Genomic DNA, 15,811 nt, shown 5'->3' with positions numbered 1-15,811 from the left:
CACCAACATCCGTTGAACTCGAGGTTTTTGCATGACGCTCAGTCCTTTGGCAGGCAAGCCGGCTCCGGCCAGCGTGCTGGTCGATATTCCCCGGCTGCTTACCGCCTATTACACGGGCCGCCCAGACGCTGCCGTGGCGGCCCAGCGCGTGGCCTTCGGCACCTCGGGGCACCGGGGCAGTTCGCTTGAATTGAGTTTCAACGAGTATCACGTCCTGGCCATTAGCCAGGCGATCTGCCTGTACCGCCAGGAAAAAGGCATCGATGGCCCGCTGTTCATCGGCGCCGATACCCACGCCCTGTCAGCGCCGGCGACCGCCAGCGCACTGGAAGTGCTGGCCGCCAACGGCGTGCAGGTGATGCTGTCCAAGGATGACGAATACACGCCTACGCCGGCGGTTTCCCACGCCATCCTCTGTCACAACCGCGGCCGCCCGCAGGGCCTGGCTGACGGTATTGTCATCACCCCGTCGCACAACCCGCCGCAAAGCGGTGGCTTCAAGTACAACCCGCCCAACGGCGGCCCGGCCGACAGCGACGTGACCAAGTGGATCGAGGGCAAGGCCAACGAGCTGCTGGCGGCTAACCTGGCTGGTGTCAAGCGCATGGACCATGCCCAGGCGCTGCAGGCGCCGACCACCCACCGCCACGATTACGTCAGCAACTATGTGGCCGACCTGGAAAGCGTCATCGATTTCGATGTCATCCGTGGCGCCGGGTTGCGCCTGGGCGTCGACCCGCTGGGCGGGGCAGGGGTACGCTACTGGTCGGCGATTGCCAAGCACTACCAGCTGGACCTGGAAGTGGTGAACACCGAGGTCGACCCGACCTTCCGCTTCATGACCGTCGACTGGGACGGCCAGATCCGCATGGACCCTTCCTCACCGTATGCCATGCAGGGCCTGATAGGCCTGCGTGAGCGCTTTGACGTGGCCTTCGCCTGCGACCCGGACCACGACCGCCACGGCATCGTCACCCCTGACGGCCTGCTGCAACCCAACAACTACCTCGCCGTGGCCATCGACTACCTGTTCCGCCACCGCCCGCAGTGGCGCAGTGACGCCGCCGTGGGCAAGACCGTGGTCTCCAGCGGCCTGATCGACCGCGTTACCCAACGGCTGGGCCGCGATCTGTATGAGGTGCCGGTGGGCTTCAAGTTCTTCGCCCAGGGCCTGTTCGACGGTTCGCTCGGCTTTGGTGGCGAAGAAAGTGCAGGGGCTTCGTTCCTGCGTCGCGATGGCTCGGTGTGGGCCACCGACAAGGACGGGTTGATCCCGGCCTTGCTGGCCGCCGAAATGACCGCCCGTACCGGGCGTAACCCGAGCCAGGCTTATGCCGACCTGACCGAGGCGCTGGGCAAGCCGTTCGCCACCCGTGTCGAGGCCAAGGCCGATGCGCGGCAGAAGGCGTTGCTGAGCAAGCTGGCGCCGGAGCAGGTGAAGTCGACAGAGCTGGCCGGTGAGCCGATCGTGCAGATCCTCAGCCACGCCCCAGGCAATGGCCAGGCGATTGGCGGGCTTAAGGTGATGACTGCCAATGGCTGGTTCGCCGCGCGCCCGTCGGGTACTGAAGACATCTACAAGATCTACGCCGAAAGCTTCATCGACGAGGCGCATTTGCAGCGTCTGGTGCAGGAAGCACAAGTGCTGGTCGATGAAGCCATTGCCTGACCGGTAACAAACCGCTTGGTTCTGTGGCGTGATGTAAATTAGAATTAATCTTATTTACTCCGCCGCAGGACCCTCCTCATGATCGACGCCGCGCCGCCACCGGAGCCTGGCCTGCCTGCCCTGTACCGGGAGCATCGCGGCTGGCTTGAAGCCTGGCTGCGCCGGCGTATGGGCAATGCCTGGGATGCCGCCGACCTCAGCCAGGATACTTTTCTGCGCATTCTGGCCAGCGCCCAGCCGCTGGCAGACATACGCGAACCGCGTGCCTACCTGCTGACCGTGGGCAAGCGTTTGCTCAGCAACTTCCACCAGCGACGTAGCCTGGAGCAGGCCTACCTTGATGCCTTGGCGCAGTTGCCCGAGCAACACGTGCCGTCGCCAGAACAGCGCTGGGTACTGCTCGAAACCCTGCAAGCACTGGATGAATTGCTCGACGGCCTCAAGCCTGCGATACGCAAGGCCTTTCTCTGGAGCCAGCTGGAAGGCTTGGGCTACGCCGAAATTGGCCAGCGCCTGGGCGTTTGCCAGCGCTCGGTGAAACGCTACATGGCGCAGGCTTACGAACATTGCCTGTTGGCCGAGTTGCAATGAGCCCGCACACCCCAGAAACCCGCGAGGCGCTGCGTGCTGCAGCCCGTTGGCTGGCATTGCTGGATTCTGGCGACGCAAGCGAATCTGACCTGCTGCGTCTGGCGCAATGGCGCGCCAGCAGTCACCTGCACGAAGACGCCTGGCAAAAGGCATCGCTGCTGCGAGCGCGGTTTGCCGGGTTGCCCGGCACATTGGCGATGGCCGCCCTGGATCGTCCGGATGCCGGTCGTCGGGCACTGCTCAAACAAGCCCTGGGTGTGTCGGCGTTGTTGCCGGTGGCCTGGCTGGTGAGCCGTGAGCTGCCGCTGGATGCCTGGACCGCCGACATGCGCACCGCAGTCGGGGAGCGCAGGCAGGCACTGCTGAGCGACGGCACCTTGTTGCAGTTGAACACCGACAGTGCGGTCGATATCGAGCTGGGTGCAGGCCGCGTGGCACTGCTGCGCGGTGAAGTGGCCGTCAGCGTGCCCGCTAACCTGAGCCTCACCTTGCAGGTGCCTTACGGCCGGGTGGTGCTCAGTGAGGGCGAGGCGTGCCTGCGCCTGCTTGATGAGGCCTGCCGGGTGTCGGCGATCAAGGGTTTAGTCAGCCTGCAGCCGTTGCGTGGATCTGCCGTGATGCTACAGGCCGGCCAACAGGCCAGTTTGCAGGCGGCTGGCGTTGGCCCTGTCAAAGCCCTCGACGCATGGCAACTGGGCTGGCGCGAAGGTGCGCTACGGCTGGACGACCGCCCACTGGGCGAGTTGCTGCACGAACTGCGCAGGTATCGCCCCGGCGTACTGCGCTGGGCACCAGAACTGGAGCGCTTGCGTGTTACCGGCACGTTCCGCCTTGACGACACCGACCGGGTGTTGGCCCTGCTCGCCGCCAGCCTGCCGTTGCAAGTGCAGACCCGCACGCGTTATTGGGTGAGCCTGACCGCACGAGAAAATCGAGCATGAGGCTGTCCCCTTTTTTTCACTCGCCGGTCATTACCGGTAGGAGAAAATAAAAGGGGAGCCTTGTTCAATGCCTGCAGTAAAATCCTGCCGCCTGCGCCCACTGGCGCGCGCAGCACATCCATTGTTCGCGATGAGCCTGCTGTTGTGTGCACCCGCATGGGCCGATGAGCCGGCCCGGCGTACGTTCCAGGTGGCGCCAGCCAGCCTGGGTGCCGCCTTGACCCATTTCGCCGACCAGGCCGGTGTCAGCCTTTCACTGGACCCGGCATTGGTAGAGGGCCGGCAAAGTAACGGCTTGTCCGGTCGTTACAGTGTCGATGAAGGCTTCAACCAGTTGCTGCGCAGTAGCGGCCTGCAGGCGCTACCGGTGGGTGAGGGGGCCTTCACCCTGATGCCGGCCCCCCAGGCCAGTGGCGCGCTGGAAATCGCCCCTACCCGCATCGTCGGCGGCCTGGCCGCAGGCAACGAAACGCAGCCGTATGCCGGTGGCCAAGTGGCACGCCAAGGGGCACAAGGTTTGCTCGGTTCGCGCGACTTCATGGAAACCCCGTTCAGCATCACCAGCTACACCAGCGAACTGGTCAAGAACCAGCAGGCGCGCACCTTGGGCGAGCTGATTGCCAGTGACCCTTCAGTGCGTGCTACCAACCCGGCGGGCGGGCGTTTCGAGCAGTTCACCATTCGCGGCTTCAGCCTGTTCAACAGTGATGTGGCCTACAACGGTCTCTATGGCATCTTGCCGACCTATTCGATCGACATGGAAATGGCCGACCGGGTCGACATCATCAAAGGCCCCAGCCAGTTGATCAACGGCATTTCGCCGCGTGGCAGCGTGGGCGGCGGTATCAACGTGCAGCCCAAGCGAGCCGCTGACAAGCCGATCACCGAATTCACCGGCAGCTACGCCTCGGCCGGCCAGGCTGGCGGTGCAGTGGACATCGGCCGTCGCTTTGGTGAAGGCCAGCAGTTCGGCGTGCGCTTCAATGGCGTGAAGCAGGCCGGTGATACTGAATGGGACCACCAGCGCGTCGACCGCGAAATGGCGGTGCTGGGCCTGGATTTTCGAGGCGAGCGCCTGCGTCTCTCGGCAGAACTGGGCCACACCGAACGCGACACCGATGCCCCGCAGGAGCGTGTGCTGGTCGGTGCCAATGCCAAGGTGCCCAATGCCAATGACGTACGCCACAACTACGCCCAGGCCTGGAGCAAGGCGCGTACCAACGACACATTCGGTGCGCTGAACGCCGAGTACGATATCAGCGAATCGCTGCTGGCCTATGGTGCGGTCGGTGCGCGCAAGAGCAACCATGACTTCCTGCGCCATAACGTGTCGATCACCAACGATGCCGGCGACTTCACCGTGCAGCCGCGTGACTTTACCCGGGACGAGTCGGTGCGCACCGCCATGGCCGGTTTACGTCACTGGTTCCATACCGGGCCGGTGAGCCACGAGCTGAACCTGGCCGCCAGCTATTACTACATGGACTTCACCAACGGCGGGGCGCGCTATGCCTCGGCGCCGAGCAACCTCTACAACCCGGTGGCCGCACCGACACCCGGTACGCCAACTCGCCTCGACCCCGAGGTCTACACGGAAAACCGCTTCTCCGGCGTGGCCCTGGCCGACACCCTTGGCTTTTTTGACGACCGCCTGCTGTTGACCCTGGGTGCGCGCTGGCAACGGGTGCAGGTGGATGACTGGAGCGACGGCGTCAAAGGCGAAACGGGCTATGACGAAGAAAAGGTCTCGCCCTCTGGGGGCGTATTGCTCAAGGTCACCGACCAGCTCTCGTTGTACGCCAACTACATGGAGGGCCTGAGCCAAGGCAAGATCGCCCCATCGACCTCGATCAACGAAGACCAGATCTTCCCGCCGTTCACCAGCCGCCAGGTGGAGGTGGGGGCCAAGTACGACCTCGGCCAGGTGGCCTTTACTGCCAGCGCCTTCCGCATTCGCCAGCCGGCCTACGAAACCAATCCCACCTCGCGGGTGTTCGGCCCCAATGGCAAGCGTGACAACCGCGGCATCGAGCTGAGTGTGTTCGGTGAACCGGTGCAGGGCGTGCGGGTGTTGGGTGGGGTGATGTATATCGACAGCGAGCTGACCGACACCGTCGGCGGTGCCTACGATGGCAACCGCGCGCCGGCCACGCCCGAATACAACGTCAATCTGGGGGCTGAATGGGACGTGCCAGGGGTGAACGGCCTGACCTTCACAGCGCGCGGCATTCACTCAAGTTCCCAGTACCTGGACCAGAACAACAGCAAGCGCATCGATGGCTGGGAGCGTTATGACCTGGGTGCACGTTATGCCTTCAAGGTGGACGCCACCGAGGTTACCTTGCGGGCCAGTGTCGAGAATGTGCTCGATGATCGCTACTGGAGCTCGGCGGGGGCGTCGGATGACAGTGAGCCGGGGTTGACCTTGTCTACGCCGCGGACCTATCTGCTCTCGGCCACGGTCGGCTTTTAAACCGAACCCTTGTATACCTACCCAGCGGGAGCGGGTGCGACCGGGAATCAGGCGACTCGGTGGGGCAGTTGCGTAGATGATCAGCCCGGCGCAAGCGCCCGCCCCAGCTTCTGCGCCTGCCCCTGCAACACCTGCATCAACTGCAGCGCTGCATGCGAGGGCGGCTCGAAGCGCGAATAGACGAAGCTGATATCGAAGTGAATCTCATCGGCCAACGGCACCACCGCGAGCCCGCTGTCCTGTGCAACGAACTCGTCGATCACGCTGATGCCCATGCCTTGCTTGACCAACGCCACAGCCTCGTTGGCATTGGTGAACGACAACAGTGATTTCAGCTGTAGCCCGCGGCGCCCGATGTGTTCGGCCAACAGCTTGCCAAACGGCATGTCGGGCCGGAACAGCAGCAACGCATGGCCCTCCAGCTGCTGCAAGGTCAGCGCGGGCTGACCGGCCAAAGGGTGACCCGGCGGCATCACCACCACCATGCGTCCACGCATGAACGCTTGCGAATGCAGGTGGTCGTGCACCACCGGCAGGGCGGCGATCGACAGGTCGACCTTCTTCGACAGGATCTGATTGGGCATTTCGCCCATCAACGAGGTTTGCCACTCGATATTCAGTGACGGTGATTCACGCTTGAGCTGGGCCAGGGCCATCGGGATCACCACCGTGGACAACGATGCACTGCACGAGATACGCAACTTGCGCTGGCCGCCAGCGCCCAGCGCGAGGGCGCATTCGTTGACCTGCAACGCTGCCTGGTACACCCGCTCAACCTCGCGAAACAGCACCTGCGCTTCGGCCGTCGGCACCAGGCGGTTGTTGACGCGCTCGAACAGCGGGTAGGCCAGGCGCGCTTCGATGTACTGGATCAGCTTGCTCACCGCCGGCTGCGACACATACAGCAATTTGGCCGCTGCGCTGATCGAGCCCGTCAGCATCACCGCCCTGAACACTTCCATGTGCCGCAGCTTGAACACCATGGGGCTTGCGTCTGCGCCTTCGTTGCCAAGCAGCATGTGTATTACCTTCGGTTATGGTTTTCGCCATCTGGGTATGAGCGTCAAAGCCGGCCACACAGTATCGTGAACCCCAGCCTAATCGCCCTTGCGGCGCACAATAACAAGATCTGCAGACAAGCGCAGTGGCGCTTGACGGGAGTGCTGCGTGAACATATTTGACGAAGCGAAGATCGATTGCCATAACCATTTGTTTGACCCTGCCCGTTTCCCCTATCACCCCGACGCACCCTATGCGCCCTCCGGTCAGGAGGTCGCCACCCAGGCGCAGTTCACCCGGGTGATGGACGCTTACGGCGTGCAACATGCCTTGCTGGTGGGCCCCAACAGCGGCTACCACACCGACAACCGCTGCCTGCTGCATGCCTTGGCCAGCGGGCAGGGGCGGTTCAAGGGGGTGGCGGTGGTCAAGGCGGACATCAACCTCGATGCGCTGGCGGCCTTGCAGGCGCAAGGCGTGGTGGGTATCGCCTTCAACCCCGCGCTGTACGGGGTAGCTAGCCTAAAGGGCGTTGACGGGCTGTTCGGCAAGCTCGCCGAGCTTGGCCTGTTCGCCCAGCTGCAGGTGTGTGACGACCAGTTGCTGGACCTGCACGGCCTGCTGCAAGGCTCGCAGGCTCGTCTGTTGATTGACCATTGCGGCCGCCCGGATGTCGCTGCCGGTGTGCAGCAAGCCGGCTTCCAGGCGCTGCTGCGGCTGGCCGACAGTGGCCGCGCCTGCGTGAAGCTATCAGGCATGCAGAAGTTTGCCGCAGCGGATGCCTTGTTCGAACAGAGCAGTGCATACGTGCAGGCCCTGCTCGAAGCCTTTGGCGCCCAAGCCTGTGTGTGGGGGTCGGACTGGCCGTTCATTCGCCAGCCCGCGCGGGTGGACTACGGCCCGCTGCTGAAGCTGGCCGAGCGCCTGATGCCGGATGCCCGGCTGCGCCGCACGGTGATGTGGGACACCCCGCGGCGATTGTTCGGGTTTGCCTAGCCGGTGGCCTGTGTGGCATCGGCCTGGCGACAGCCTTTACCACGGGTTTTGTGTTCGGCCTCGGCGGAGGGAGGGCGGCCTATTGAATGGGCAGGACTTGGCACACCTGACGGCGTTGGAGCTGGCGCCGGGTAGCCCGCCGCGCGCGAAATGCGGGCGACGTGTCAGCGTGGAAGTGTCGTCCGTTGGCGTGCCCGCACCTCAGCGCTTGCACGCTGCGGCACGGGCAACCCAGGCGTAGCTGGACGGCAGGTGGCAGTCACCACCCGCCATTCAGGCCTGCGATCATTGCTGATCGGGAACCACGGCGATCACGTCGATCTCCATCAGCCACTCGGCCTGGGCCAACCCGGCCACCACCAACCCGGTGGAAATCGGGAACACGCCCTTGAGCCACTTGCCCACCTCCTTGTACACCGGCTCGCGGAAGCGCGGGTCGGTGATGTAGGTGGTGGTCTTGACGATGTGCGACAGGTCCGAGCCGGCTTCTTCAAGCAGTTGCTTGACGTTCTTCATCGCCTGTTCGGTTTGTGCGCGCGGGTCACCCAGGCCCACCAGCTTGCCTTCGAAGTCGGTACCGACCTGGCCGCGCACGTAGATGGTATTGCCCGCCCGCACGGCCTGGCACAAGTCGTTGTCCAGGGTCTGGTTGGGGTAGGTTTCCTTGGTGTTGAACATGCGGATGCGAGTATGGGTAGGCATCAGTGGGCTCCGAGGGTGCTGACATTGCTGATCTTGGCGGTTTGCTGCTCATCCGCTGCGCGTTGCTCGCGGTCGCGGTAGGCGGTGTAGGTACGTTGCGTGGCGATGTGGCCGGCGACGTGCTTGGCGTCGTGCCACACCCCCCAGATGAACGATGAACCACGGCGCGACAACCACGGCAGGCCGAGGAAGTACACGCCCGGTTCACGGGCCACACCACGCTGGTGCTGGGGCTTGCCGTTGGCATCGAAGGTGTCTACCTGCAGCCAGCTGAAATCCACGCCGTAACCGGTGGCCCAGATGATGCTGCTGACGCCGGCCTTGGCCAGGTCCAGCTGCTGCAGCGGGTTGCGCATGCACTCCGGGTCGGCCAGGCGCTGGCGGGCTTCGGGCTCTTCCGGCAGGTCCAGGCCGTTGCGTTCGATGTAGGCATCGGCCGCATCCAGCAGGGCCAGGTAGTTTTCGTCGCCGCGGTTGATGTTCTCGACCAGGTTGTCCTGGAAGTGCGCCACGCCGTTTTCGAACGACTGGGTCAGGCCGACCAGGGTCATGCCCTGGTGGGCGAGGGCACGGAAGTCCACGGTGTGGCCACCACGGGCGCCGCTGACCGCGATGGTCACATGCTCGCGACCGGGCTTGGCAATTTCCGCGTCCCACTCGCCCAGCACGCCCAGCCACCAGCAGAAGTCGCGGTTGCGGTAGGCACGCGGCGGGCGGTCGTGGGCGCCGACCGACAGGTACACCTGGCGTCCGGCGCGCATCAGCTCTTCGGCAATCTGCACGCCGGAAGAGCCGGCACCGACCACCAGTACCGCGCCTTCAGGCAACTGCTCTGGGTTGAAGTAAGCGGCGGAATGAATCTGGTGCAGGTTGCTGTCTTTCGGCGCGATGGCCGGGATCACCGGTTTCTGGAACGGGCCGGTGGCAGCGACTACGCGGTTGGCGCGAATCACGCCTTCACTGGTGTCGATGGTGAAGCCAGGGCGGTCGCTGTTACGCACCACGCGCTTCACTTCAATGCCGGTGCGCACGGGCAGGTTGTACTTGCGTACGTACTGCTCGAAGTAGTCGGCCACCTGGTCCTTGCCGGCGAATGCATCGGCGTCGAGGTTGAATTCCAGCCCCGGGAAGCGGTCGTGCCAGGCCGGACCGTTGGCGACCAGCGAGTCCCAGCGGCCGGTACGCCAGGCCTGTGCGATGCGGTTGCGCTCCAGTACCAAGTGCGGCACACCAAGCTTGCTCAGGTGTTCGCTCATGGCCACGCCGGCCTGGCCGGCGCCGACGACGAGGGTGTCGATTTCGAGGTTGTTCAATGTCATGTCCGAGCCCTTGTTCAGGCGGTTATTGTCAGGTCGGTTTGGAGGACCGCCGTTGCCTGGAGCCAGACTAGGGATGCCGTGGAAATGGCGAAAATAGTATTTAGCTGGTGCTTGCCGATAAAACGGCGAAGGCCTTGATTTCTCTGGCCTGTGGGGCAGGTTGGCCGGGTGGGTGACGTGGTTTTTCGAGCGGGTGCGAAGGGCGGGCCCTTGAGCATAGTTTTTTCCTGCCTACCCCCTCGGAAAAAGGTCGTTTCGCCCGCCCGAAGGTTCCACTCAGAATGCCGTGTATCGCACAGCACAACAGGAACCATGACATGACGTTCTCCATCATTGGTCGTTGCCAGGAAACCGGCCAGGTCGGTATTGCCATCAGCTCGTCGAGCATCGCCGTGGGTGCCCGTTGCCCCTGGGTGCGTGCCGGTGTGGGCGCAGTCTCGACCCAGAACATCACCCTGCCGGCGCTGGGCCCGCAGATTCTCGATGCCCTGGAGCATGGCCAGTTGCCGCCCGCCGCTGCGCTGGACAGGGTGCTCAGTGCCAATGGCTGGAGCGAGTACCGCCAGGTCACGGTGATCGACAGCCACGGCCAGGTGGCCCTGTTCACCGGGCGGGAAGCACTGGGCACACACCATGCAATGGCCGGCGAACAATGCGCGGCGGCTGGCAACCTGCTGTCCTCGACCCAGGTGATCGAAGCCATGGTGCTGGCCTTCGAGCAGGCCGGCGGCCACCTGGCCGACCGCCTGCTGGCAGCCATGCACGCGGCGATGGCCGCGGGTGGCGAAGCGGGGCCCGTGCACTCGGCGGCGCTGAAGATTGCTGGCGAGCTGACCTGGCCGCTGGTGGACCTGCGCGTCGATTGGGCCGACAGCGACCCGATCGGTGTGCTCGATGGCCTGTGGCAAGCCTATCGCCCGCAGATGCAGGATTACGTCACCCGCGCCCTCAACCCGACCGCCGCGCCAAGCTATGGGGTGCCGGGCGATGAGTGAATTTGCCAGTCGCGCGCTGCTGGCCCGGCTGATCGGCTTTGCCACGGTGAGCCGCGACTCTAACCTGGCGCTGATCGGTTTTATCCGTGATTACCTGGCCGAGCTGGGGGTGGAATGCGAGCTGTTCCATAACCCGGAGGGCACCAAGGCCAACCTGTTCGCCACTGTCGGCCCCAGGGATGTTGGTGGTGTGGTGCTGTCCGGGCATACCGATGTGGTGCCGGTGGATGGCCAGGCCTGGACGGTCGAGCCGTTTGCCCTGAGTGAGCGTGACGGCCGCCTGTATGGCCGCGGCACGGCCGACATGAAAGGCTTTATCGCCTCGGTGCTGGCTGCTGTGCCCGCGTTTCTCGCGCAGCCGTTGCGCATGCCGGTACACCTGGCGTTTTCCTACGACGAAGAAGTCGGTTGCCTGGGCGTGCGCTCGATGCTGGCTGCCCTCGAAAAGCGCCCGTGTAAACCACGGCTGTGCCTGATCGGTGAACCCACCGAACTCAAACCGGTGCTGGGGCACAAGGGCAAGCTGGCAATGCGTTGCCAGGTACAGGGCGCAGCGTGCCATTCGGCGTACGCGCCGTATGGGGTGAACGCCATCGAGTATGCGGCGAAACTGATTGGCAAGTTGGGTGACATCGGCGATGCTCTGGCACAGCCGGCTCATCATGACGAGCGCTTCGATCCGCCGTTCTCCACGGTGCAGACCGGCGTGATCAAAGGGGGCAGGGCGCTGAACATCGTGCCGGACGAGTGCGAGTTCGATTTCGAAGTGCGTGCGCTCCCAGGGTTCGAGGCGCAGGCGGTGGCCGACCAGTTACAAACGTATGCTGAAGCCGAGTTGCTGCCGCGTATGCGCAAGGTCAATACCGCCAGCGCCATTCGCCTGGCGCCGCTGAGTGCCTATCCGGGGCTGGCGACACCGGAAGACAGCGAGGCTGCGCGCTTGGTGGCGCTACTCAGCGGCTCGGATACGTTCGGCACGGTAGCGTTTGGTACCGAAGGTGGCTTGTTCGACCAGGCGGGCATCCCCACCGTGGTGTGTGGCCCTGGCAGCATGGACCAGGGCCACAAGCCGGATGAGTTTGTCAGTGTCGAGCAGTTGCGCGGCTGTGATGCCATGCTGCTGAGGCTGGTGGACTACCTCAAACAGGCTTGAAGGTTGCGCCGGCGGATGGGGCCGCAGTGCGGCCCCGGCGGTTCAGAAGGTCGCCTTGACCTGCAGGCCGACCACGAGTGCGTTGTCGATGTCTTTGCCCGAGAACGCCCCTGGCTCGATGATGTATTGCACATCCGGGCGCAGGTTCAGCCACGGCGTGGCCTGGTAGCCGTAGCTCAGTTCGATCAACTGCTCGGCGCTGTCGATATCCGGGAACTGCTGGCCCGCGTTGAACGCGGCATCTTCCAGCACATCGCGGCTACGCGGGTTGGGTACGGCGCGGCCGTAACCCAGTGCCACGGTATCCTTCGGGCGGCCTTCGAATGGCTTGTACAGCACCACGCCGGCGCCATACCACTTGGTGAACGGCGAAGCGGCTTTGCTCGACGCCGAGTACTGGCCGAAGGCGTGCAGGCTTCGGCCTGGGGAGGCCTGGTCGTTCCACACCGCCTGGTCGACCAGCAGGTAATGGCCACCCCGGCCGGACACTTCATCATCGCTGCCGATGCGTTTCACATCAGAGCTGTCGTAGTAGTAACCAAGCTTGTACTCGCCTGGCAGTTCACCCTGCAGCTTGTATACCAGTTCTACCGGTACCACGGTGCCGGTGGTGTGCTTGGGCCCCAGGTGCCAGGCGCGGCTGGAGTTGCCGTTGCTTTCGGGGTCGACGTTGAACGCCGCCACGCGCAACTGCCAGGCAGGTGACAGGTCGTACTTCACGCGCACGCCGAGGTGAGCGTTGGGGTAATTGGTCCAGCCACTGCCGCCGGACATGTTCAGCGGGTGGCCGCAGAAGCCGGCGTTCATGAAGTTGCACAGGATGCCGCTGTCCAGGCCGCCGAGGTCGTTGCCCATGGCCATGTAGCCCAGCTTGACGTTGAGCGCCGGGGTGAACAGCGTGCGCTCGTAGCTCAGCTCGGTCAGGCGGGTGTACAGGCCGCCGAAGTTTTCCTGGATTGGCAGGCGGTTGCCTACCAGGTCTTCCGAGGCGCTGTTGCCGCGGCGGTCGTTGATGGTCAGCTGGACCTTGCCGCCGTTGTCCAGGCCGTACAGTTTCGACAGGTCGAACTGCACGCCCAGCTTGACGTTCTGCGAATAGCGCGCCGAACGGTGCAGGCCGCCATGGGCGTTGTAGGCGGTTTCACCGCTGTAGTCGCCGGTGATCTTGACGCCGTCTTCTTCGAGTTGATGACGCAGGCCGCCCCAGTCACCGGTCAGGGTGCTGCGGGTCATGAGGTCGTCGTTGGCAAGTGCGGTGGTGCTGGCCAGGGCCAGCAGCAGGGTGGGGGTGATGCGAATTGCGGATGGCATTACAGAATCTCGGATTGTCTTTGAGGGGCATTCGCGGGCAAGCCCGCTCCTACAGGGGCCTTGTAGGAGCGGGCTTGCCCGCGAAGCAGGCGACGCGGTCTTACGGCAGAGCGTAAGAAATCACATAGTCGCCGCGGTCAGTCGACTGGCGGGCGCCGCCAGCGGTGATCACCACGTACTGCTTGCCGGTCTTCGGCGAGACGTAGGTCATCGGGCCGCCCTGGCTGCCCACTGGCAGGCGAGCCTTCCAGATTTCGTTACCGTTGCTGCTGTCGTAGGCACGCAGGTAGAAGTCCTGGGTACCGGCGATGAACACCAGGCCGCCCTGGGTCGACAGGGTGCCGCCAAGGGTTGGCAGGCCGATCTTGATCGGCAGGTGCATGCGGATGCCGAGCGGGCCGGTGTCTTCAACGGTGCCTACCGGCACCTGCCAGGCCACCTGGCGGGTCTTCATGTCGATGGCGGTCAGGGTGCCGAACGGCGGTGCCTGGCATGGAATGCCGGCGACCGACAGGAAGCGGTTCTTGTTCACGGCATACGGGGTGCCCTTGAGCGGTACCGCGCCCATGCCAGTGTTCAGTGCTTCGCCACCGGAAGCCGCGCCACCTTTGTTCTGCGACGGGATCATCTGGATCCACAGGCCCAGACGCATGTCGTTGACGAAGATGAAGCCATGTACCGGGTCGGTAGAAATGCTGCCCCAGTTCATGCCACCCAGCGAACCCGGGAAGCTCAGCGACAGGTCGGTACCCGGCGCGGTGTACAGGCCGTCGTAGCGCATCTTCTTGAAGTCGATGCGGCACAGCAACTGGTCATACGGGGTGGCGCCCCACATGTCCGATTCGGTCAGGGTCTGCGCGCCGATCTGCGGCATGCCCACCGACTTGGGCTGGGTTGGGGAGTACGGCTCGTTCGGGATGTTGCTTGGCTTGACCGGTACTTCGTCGACCTGGGTCAGCGGCTTGCCAGTGGCGCGGTCGAGCACGTAGATCTGCCCGGCCTTGGTGCCGATCACCACCGCAGGTACCGACTTGCCGTCGTCCTTGGTGAAGTCGATCAGGCTTGGCTGCATGGGCAGGTCGAAGTCCCAGAGGTCGTTGAGCACGGTCTGGAACACCCATTTCTGGTTGCCGGTGGTGGCGTCCAAAGCCAGCACCGAAGCGCCATAAGTGTGGTCCAGTTTGCTGCGCTCAACGCCGTAGATGTCGGTGGAGGACGAGCCCATCGGCAGGAACACGGTGTTCATCGCCGGGTCGTAGGACATCGGTGCCCAGCTGTTCGGGGTGCTGCGCACGTAGGTCTTGTCGCCCTGCGGAGCCTGGCGGTCTTCCGGGTTGCCCGGGTCGAAGGCCCAGCGCATTTCACCGGTGATCACGTCAAAACCACGGATCACGCCGCCTGGCATGTCGGTCTGGACGTTGTCGGCAACACGGCCGCCGACCACTACGGTAGTGCCGGCCATCAGCGGTGCCGAGGACAGCTGGTAGTAGGAGTCCGGTACATCACCCAGGCCTGCCTTGAGGTCGACCTGGCCATTGTTGCCGAAGCCCTGGCAGAACTCGCCGTTGTCAGCGTCGACGGCAATCAGGCGGCCGTCGATGGTGTTGGTCAGCAGGCGACGCTGGCAGTTGGCACCGGCCGCTACGCTAACGCCGGTGATCGGCGAGCTGTTCGGCTGGGTTGGCTGGGCGATGGCTGCAGTGGCGTCGAAGTAGGCCATGCCACGGCAACGCTGCCAGACCTTGGACTGGGCGTTGATTTCGTTCTTCCACAGCTCTTTGCCGGTGTCGGCATCGAGTGCGATCAGGTTGTTGTGCGGGGTGCAGATGAACACCTTGCTGCCGATCTGCAGCGGGGTGAGCTGGTCTTCGGCACCGTTGCCGTCACTGATTGCAACGTCGCCGGTTTGGTAGGTCCAGGCCACTTTCAGCTTGTTGACGTTGTCCCGGTTGATCTGGTCAAGCGCGGCGAAGCGGCTGCCACCTTCGGTGTTACCGTAGTGGGCCCAGTCTTTCTGTTCCTTGCCGGTTTCGACCGGGGTCATGCCCGGGCCTTTGCCGGTGGGCGCGACGCTTGGGTGGGCAACGAACATGTTGCCGACCGCGATCACCAATACCACGGCCATCACCCCGGCTACGCCGTACGCACCGCGCCCGGCGCTGGCGCCGTTGGCACGCGCCAGCAGCGGGTAAACCAGCGCCACGACCATGCCGATTGCGCCAAACATGAACAGGCGCGAGAACAGCGGCCAGAACACCAGGCCCGCATCGATCAGTGCCCAGATGGCAGTACCGACCAGGAACACGGCATACAGCCAGGCGCCCGCCTTCTTGCGGCGAGCAATGAGGACACCGGCGATGGCCATGGCCAAGCCGCCGATCAGGAAGTACCAGGAACCGCCCAGACCGGCGAGCTTGACGCCGCCAGCAGCGAGGAGGAGGCCGAGCAGGGCGATGATCACGCCCAGGCCGACCAGGATGAAGTTTGTGGCGCCAGAGGCGCGCGGTGTTTCTTTCATGCCAGGGATCTCAGCAGGTGGAATGCGCGCAGTTTAAGCCCTTAGCTTGCTAATTAACAAGTTGGTACATAATTGAGCGAGGCTGATTGTCGCAGGGCTGAACTTACGAAGATGTGGCCAAAAGTATAGATAAGGTGCTGAAAA

Annotated in this window: 12 protein-coding genes; 7 read left to right on the top strand and 5 right to left on the bottom strand. The window is 64.0% G+C overall.

Going from position 1 to position 15,811, the window contains the following annotated elements; all coding sequences use genetic code 11:
* Positions 1–31: 31 nt before the first annotated feature.
* From pgm to N5D53_RS18090, 4 genes are all read left to right on the top strand, one after another.
* A complete protein-coding gene (pgm, locus tag N5D53_RS18105) occupies positions 32–1,669 on the top strand; it encodes a phosphoglucomutase (alpha-D-glucose-1,6-bisphosphate-dependent) (RefSeq protein WP_190869160.1) in 1,638 nt (545 codons plus the stop codon).
* Between the two features lie 78 nt (positions 1,670–1,747).
* The gene (locus N5D53_RS18100) at positions 1,748–2,260 is read left to right on the top strand and encodes a sigma-70 family RNA polymerase sigma factor (protein WP_010954430.1); all 513 of its coding nucleotides are present in this window, start codon (positions 1,748–1,750) and stop codon (positions 2,258–2,260) included.
* The gene (locus N5D53_RS18095) at positions 2,257–3,201 is read left to right on the top strand and encodes a FecR domain-containing protein (protein WP_279840582.1); all 945 of its coding nucleotides are present in this window, start codon (positions 2,257–2,259) and stop codon (positions 3,199–3,201) included. Before N5D53_RS18100 ends, N5D53_RS18095 begins: the two co-directional genes overlap by 4 nt.
* Positions 3,202–3,268: 67 nt before the next feature.
* A complete protein-coding gene (locus N5D53_RS18090; RefSeq protein ID WP_279840581.1) occupies positions 3,269–5,674 on the top strand; it encodes a TonB-dependent receptor in 2,406 nt (801 codons plus the stop codon).
* 80 nt (positions 5,675–5,754) lie between these two features.
* Here N5D53_RS18090 and N5D53_RS18085 read toward each other — a convergent pair whose 3' ends face one another.
* On the bottom strand, positions 5,755–6,693 hold the full coding sequence (locus N5D53_RS18085) for a LysR substrate-binding domain-containing protein (RefSeq protein WP_279840580.1): 939 nt from the start codon (positions 6,691–6,693) through the stop codon (positions 5,755–5,757).
* Between the two features lie 148 nt (positions 6,694–6,841).
* Between N5D53_RS18085 and N5D53_RS18080 the strand changes: the two genes are divergently transcribed.
* Positions 6,842–7,669, top strand: a complete 828-nt coding sequence (locus tag N5D53_RS18080) for an amidohydrolase family protein (RefSeq protein WP_129933178.1) — start codon at positions 6,842–6,844, stop codon at positions 7,667–7,669.
* A gap of 285 nt (positions 7,670–7,954) precedes the next feature.
* Here N5D53_RS18080 and N5D53_RS18075 read toward each other — a convergent pair whose 3' ends face one another.
* Both N5D53_RS18075 and N5D53_RS18070 read right to left on the bottom strand, forming a co-directional pair.
* Positions 7,955–8,371, bottom strand: coding sequence for a RidA family protein (locus tag N5D53_RS18075; RefSeq protein WP_014590706.1), 417 nt, complete (start codon positions 8,369–8,371; stop codon positions 7,955–7,957).
* Entirely contained in the window at positions 8,371–9,690 is a 1,320-nt protein-coding gene (locus N5D53_RS18070) for an NAD(P)/FAD-dependent oxidoreductase (RefSeq protein ID WP_104887761.1), read from the bottom strand. The genes N5D53_RS18075 and N5D53_RS18070 overlap by 1 nt, the downstream gene beginning before the upstream one ends.
* 317 nt (positions 9,691–10,007) lie before the next feature.
* On the opposite strand from N5D53_RS18070, the gene N5D53_RS18065 reads away from it, so the two are divergent.
* A complete protein-coding gene (locus N5D53_RS18065; RefSeq protein ID WP_010954425.1) occupies positions 10,008–10,685 on the top strand; it encodes a DUF1028 domain-containing protein in 678 nt (225 codons plus the stop codon).
* Positions 10,678–11,838: an acetylornithine deacetylase gene (gene argE / locus N5D53_RS18060; protein WP_129933174.1), complete on the top strand. Its 1,161-nt coding sequence runs from the start codon at positions 10,678–10,680 to the stop codon at positions 11,836–11,838. Before N5D53_RS18065 ends, argE begins: the two co-directional genes overlap by 8 nt.
* A gap of 42 nt (positions 11,839–11,880) precedes the next feature.
* On the opposite strand, the gene N5D53_RS18055 is transcribed toward argE, so the two are convergent.
* Positions 11,881–13,149, bottom strand: a complete 1,269-nt coding sequence (locus N5D53_RS18055) for a carbohydrate porin (protein ID WP_004575294.1) — start codon at positions 13,147–13,149, stop codon at positions 11,881–11,883.
* Between the two features lie 100 nt (positions 13,150–13,249).
* On the bottom strand, positions 13,250–15,667 hold the full coding sequence (locus N5D53_RS18050) for a glucose/quinate/shikimate family membrane-bound PQQ-dependent dehydrogenase (protein ID WP_190869163.1): 2,418 nt from the start codon (positions 15,665–15,667) through the stop codon (positions 13,250–13,252).
* Between the last annotated feature and the right edge of the window lie 144 nt (positions 15,668–15,811).

It is taken from the genome of Pseudomonas sp. GD03862 (genome assembly GCF_029840855.1).
GTDB lineage: Bacteria > Pseudomonadota > Gammaproteobacteria > Pseudomonadales > Pseudomonadaceae > Aquipseudomonas > Aquipseudomonas alloputida.
This window is presented reverse-complemented; position numbering and strand designations above follow the sequence as displayed.

Bases quoted from the DNA above. Each gene is read 5' to 3' on its own strand.
- pgm (WP_190869160.1), top strand. From the start codon at position 32: ATGACGCTCAGTCCTTTGGCAGGCAAGCCGGCTCCGGCCAGCGTGCTG.
- N5D53_RS18100 (WP_010954430.1), top strand. From the start codon at position 1,748: ATGATCGACGCCGCGCCGCCACCGGAGCCTGGCCTGCCTGCCCTGTAC.
- N5D53_RS18095 (WP_279840582.1), top strand. From the start codon at position 2,257: ATGAGCCCGCACACCCCAGAAACCCGCGAGGCGCTGCGTGCTGCAGCC.
- N5D53_RS18090 (WP_279840581.1), top strand. From the start codon at position 3,269: ATGCCTGCAGTAAAATCCTGCCGCCTGCGCCCACTGGCGCGCGCAGCA.
- N5D53_RS18085 (WP_279840580.1), bottom strand. From the start codon at position 6,693: ATGCTGCTTGGCAACGAAGGCGCAGACGCAAGCCCCATGGTGTTCAAG.
- N5D53_RS18075 (WP_014590706.1), bottom strand. From the start codon at position 8,371: ATGCCTACCCATACTCGCATCCGCATGTTCAACACCAAGGAAACCTAC.
- N5D53_RS18070 (WP_104887761.1), bottom strand. From the start codon at position 9,690: ATGACATTGAACAACCTCGAAATCGACACCCTCGTCGTCGGCGCCGGC.
- N5D53_RS18065 (WP_010954425.1), top strand. From the start codon at position 10,008: ATGACGTTCTCCATCATTGGTCGTTGCCAGGAAACCGGCCAGGTCGGT.
- argE (WP_129933174.1), top strand. From the start codon at position 10,678: ATGAGTGAATTTGCCAGTCGCGCGCTGCTGGCCCGGCTGATCGGCTTT.
- N5D53_RS18055 (WP_004575294.1), bottom strand. From the start codon at position 13,149: ATGCCATCCGCAATTCGCATCACCCCCACCCTGCTGCTGGCCCTGGCC.
- N5D53_RS18050 (WP_190869163.1), bottom strand. From the start codon at position 15,667: ATGAAAGAAACACCGCGCGCCTCTGGCGCCACAAACTTCATCCTGGTC.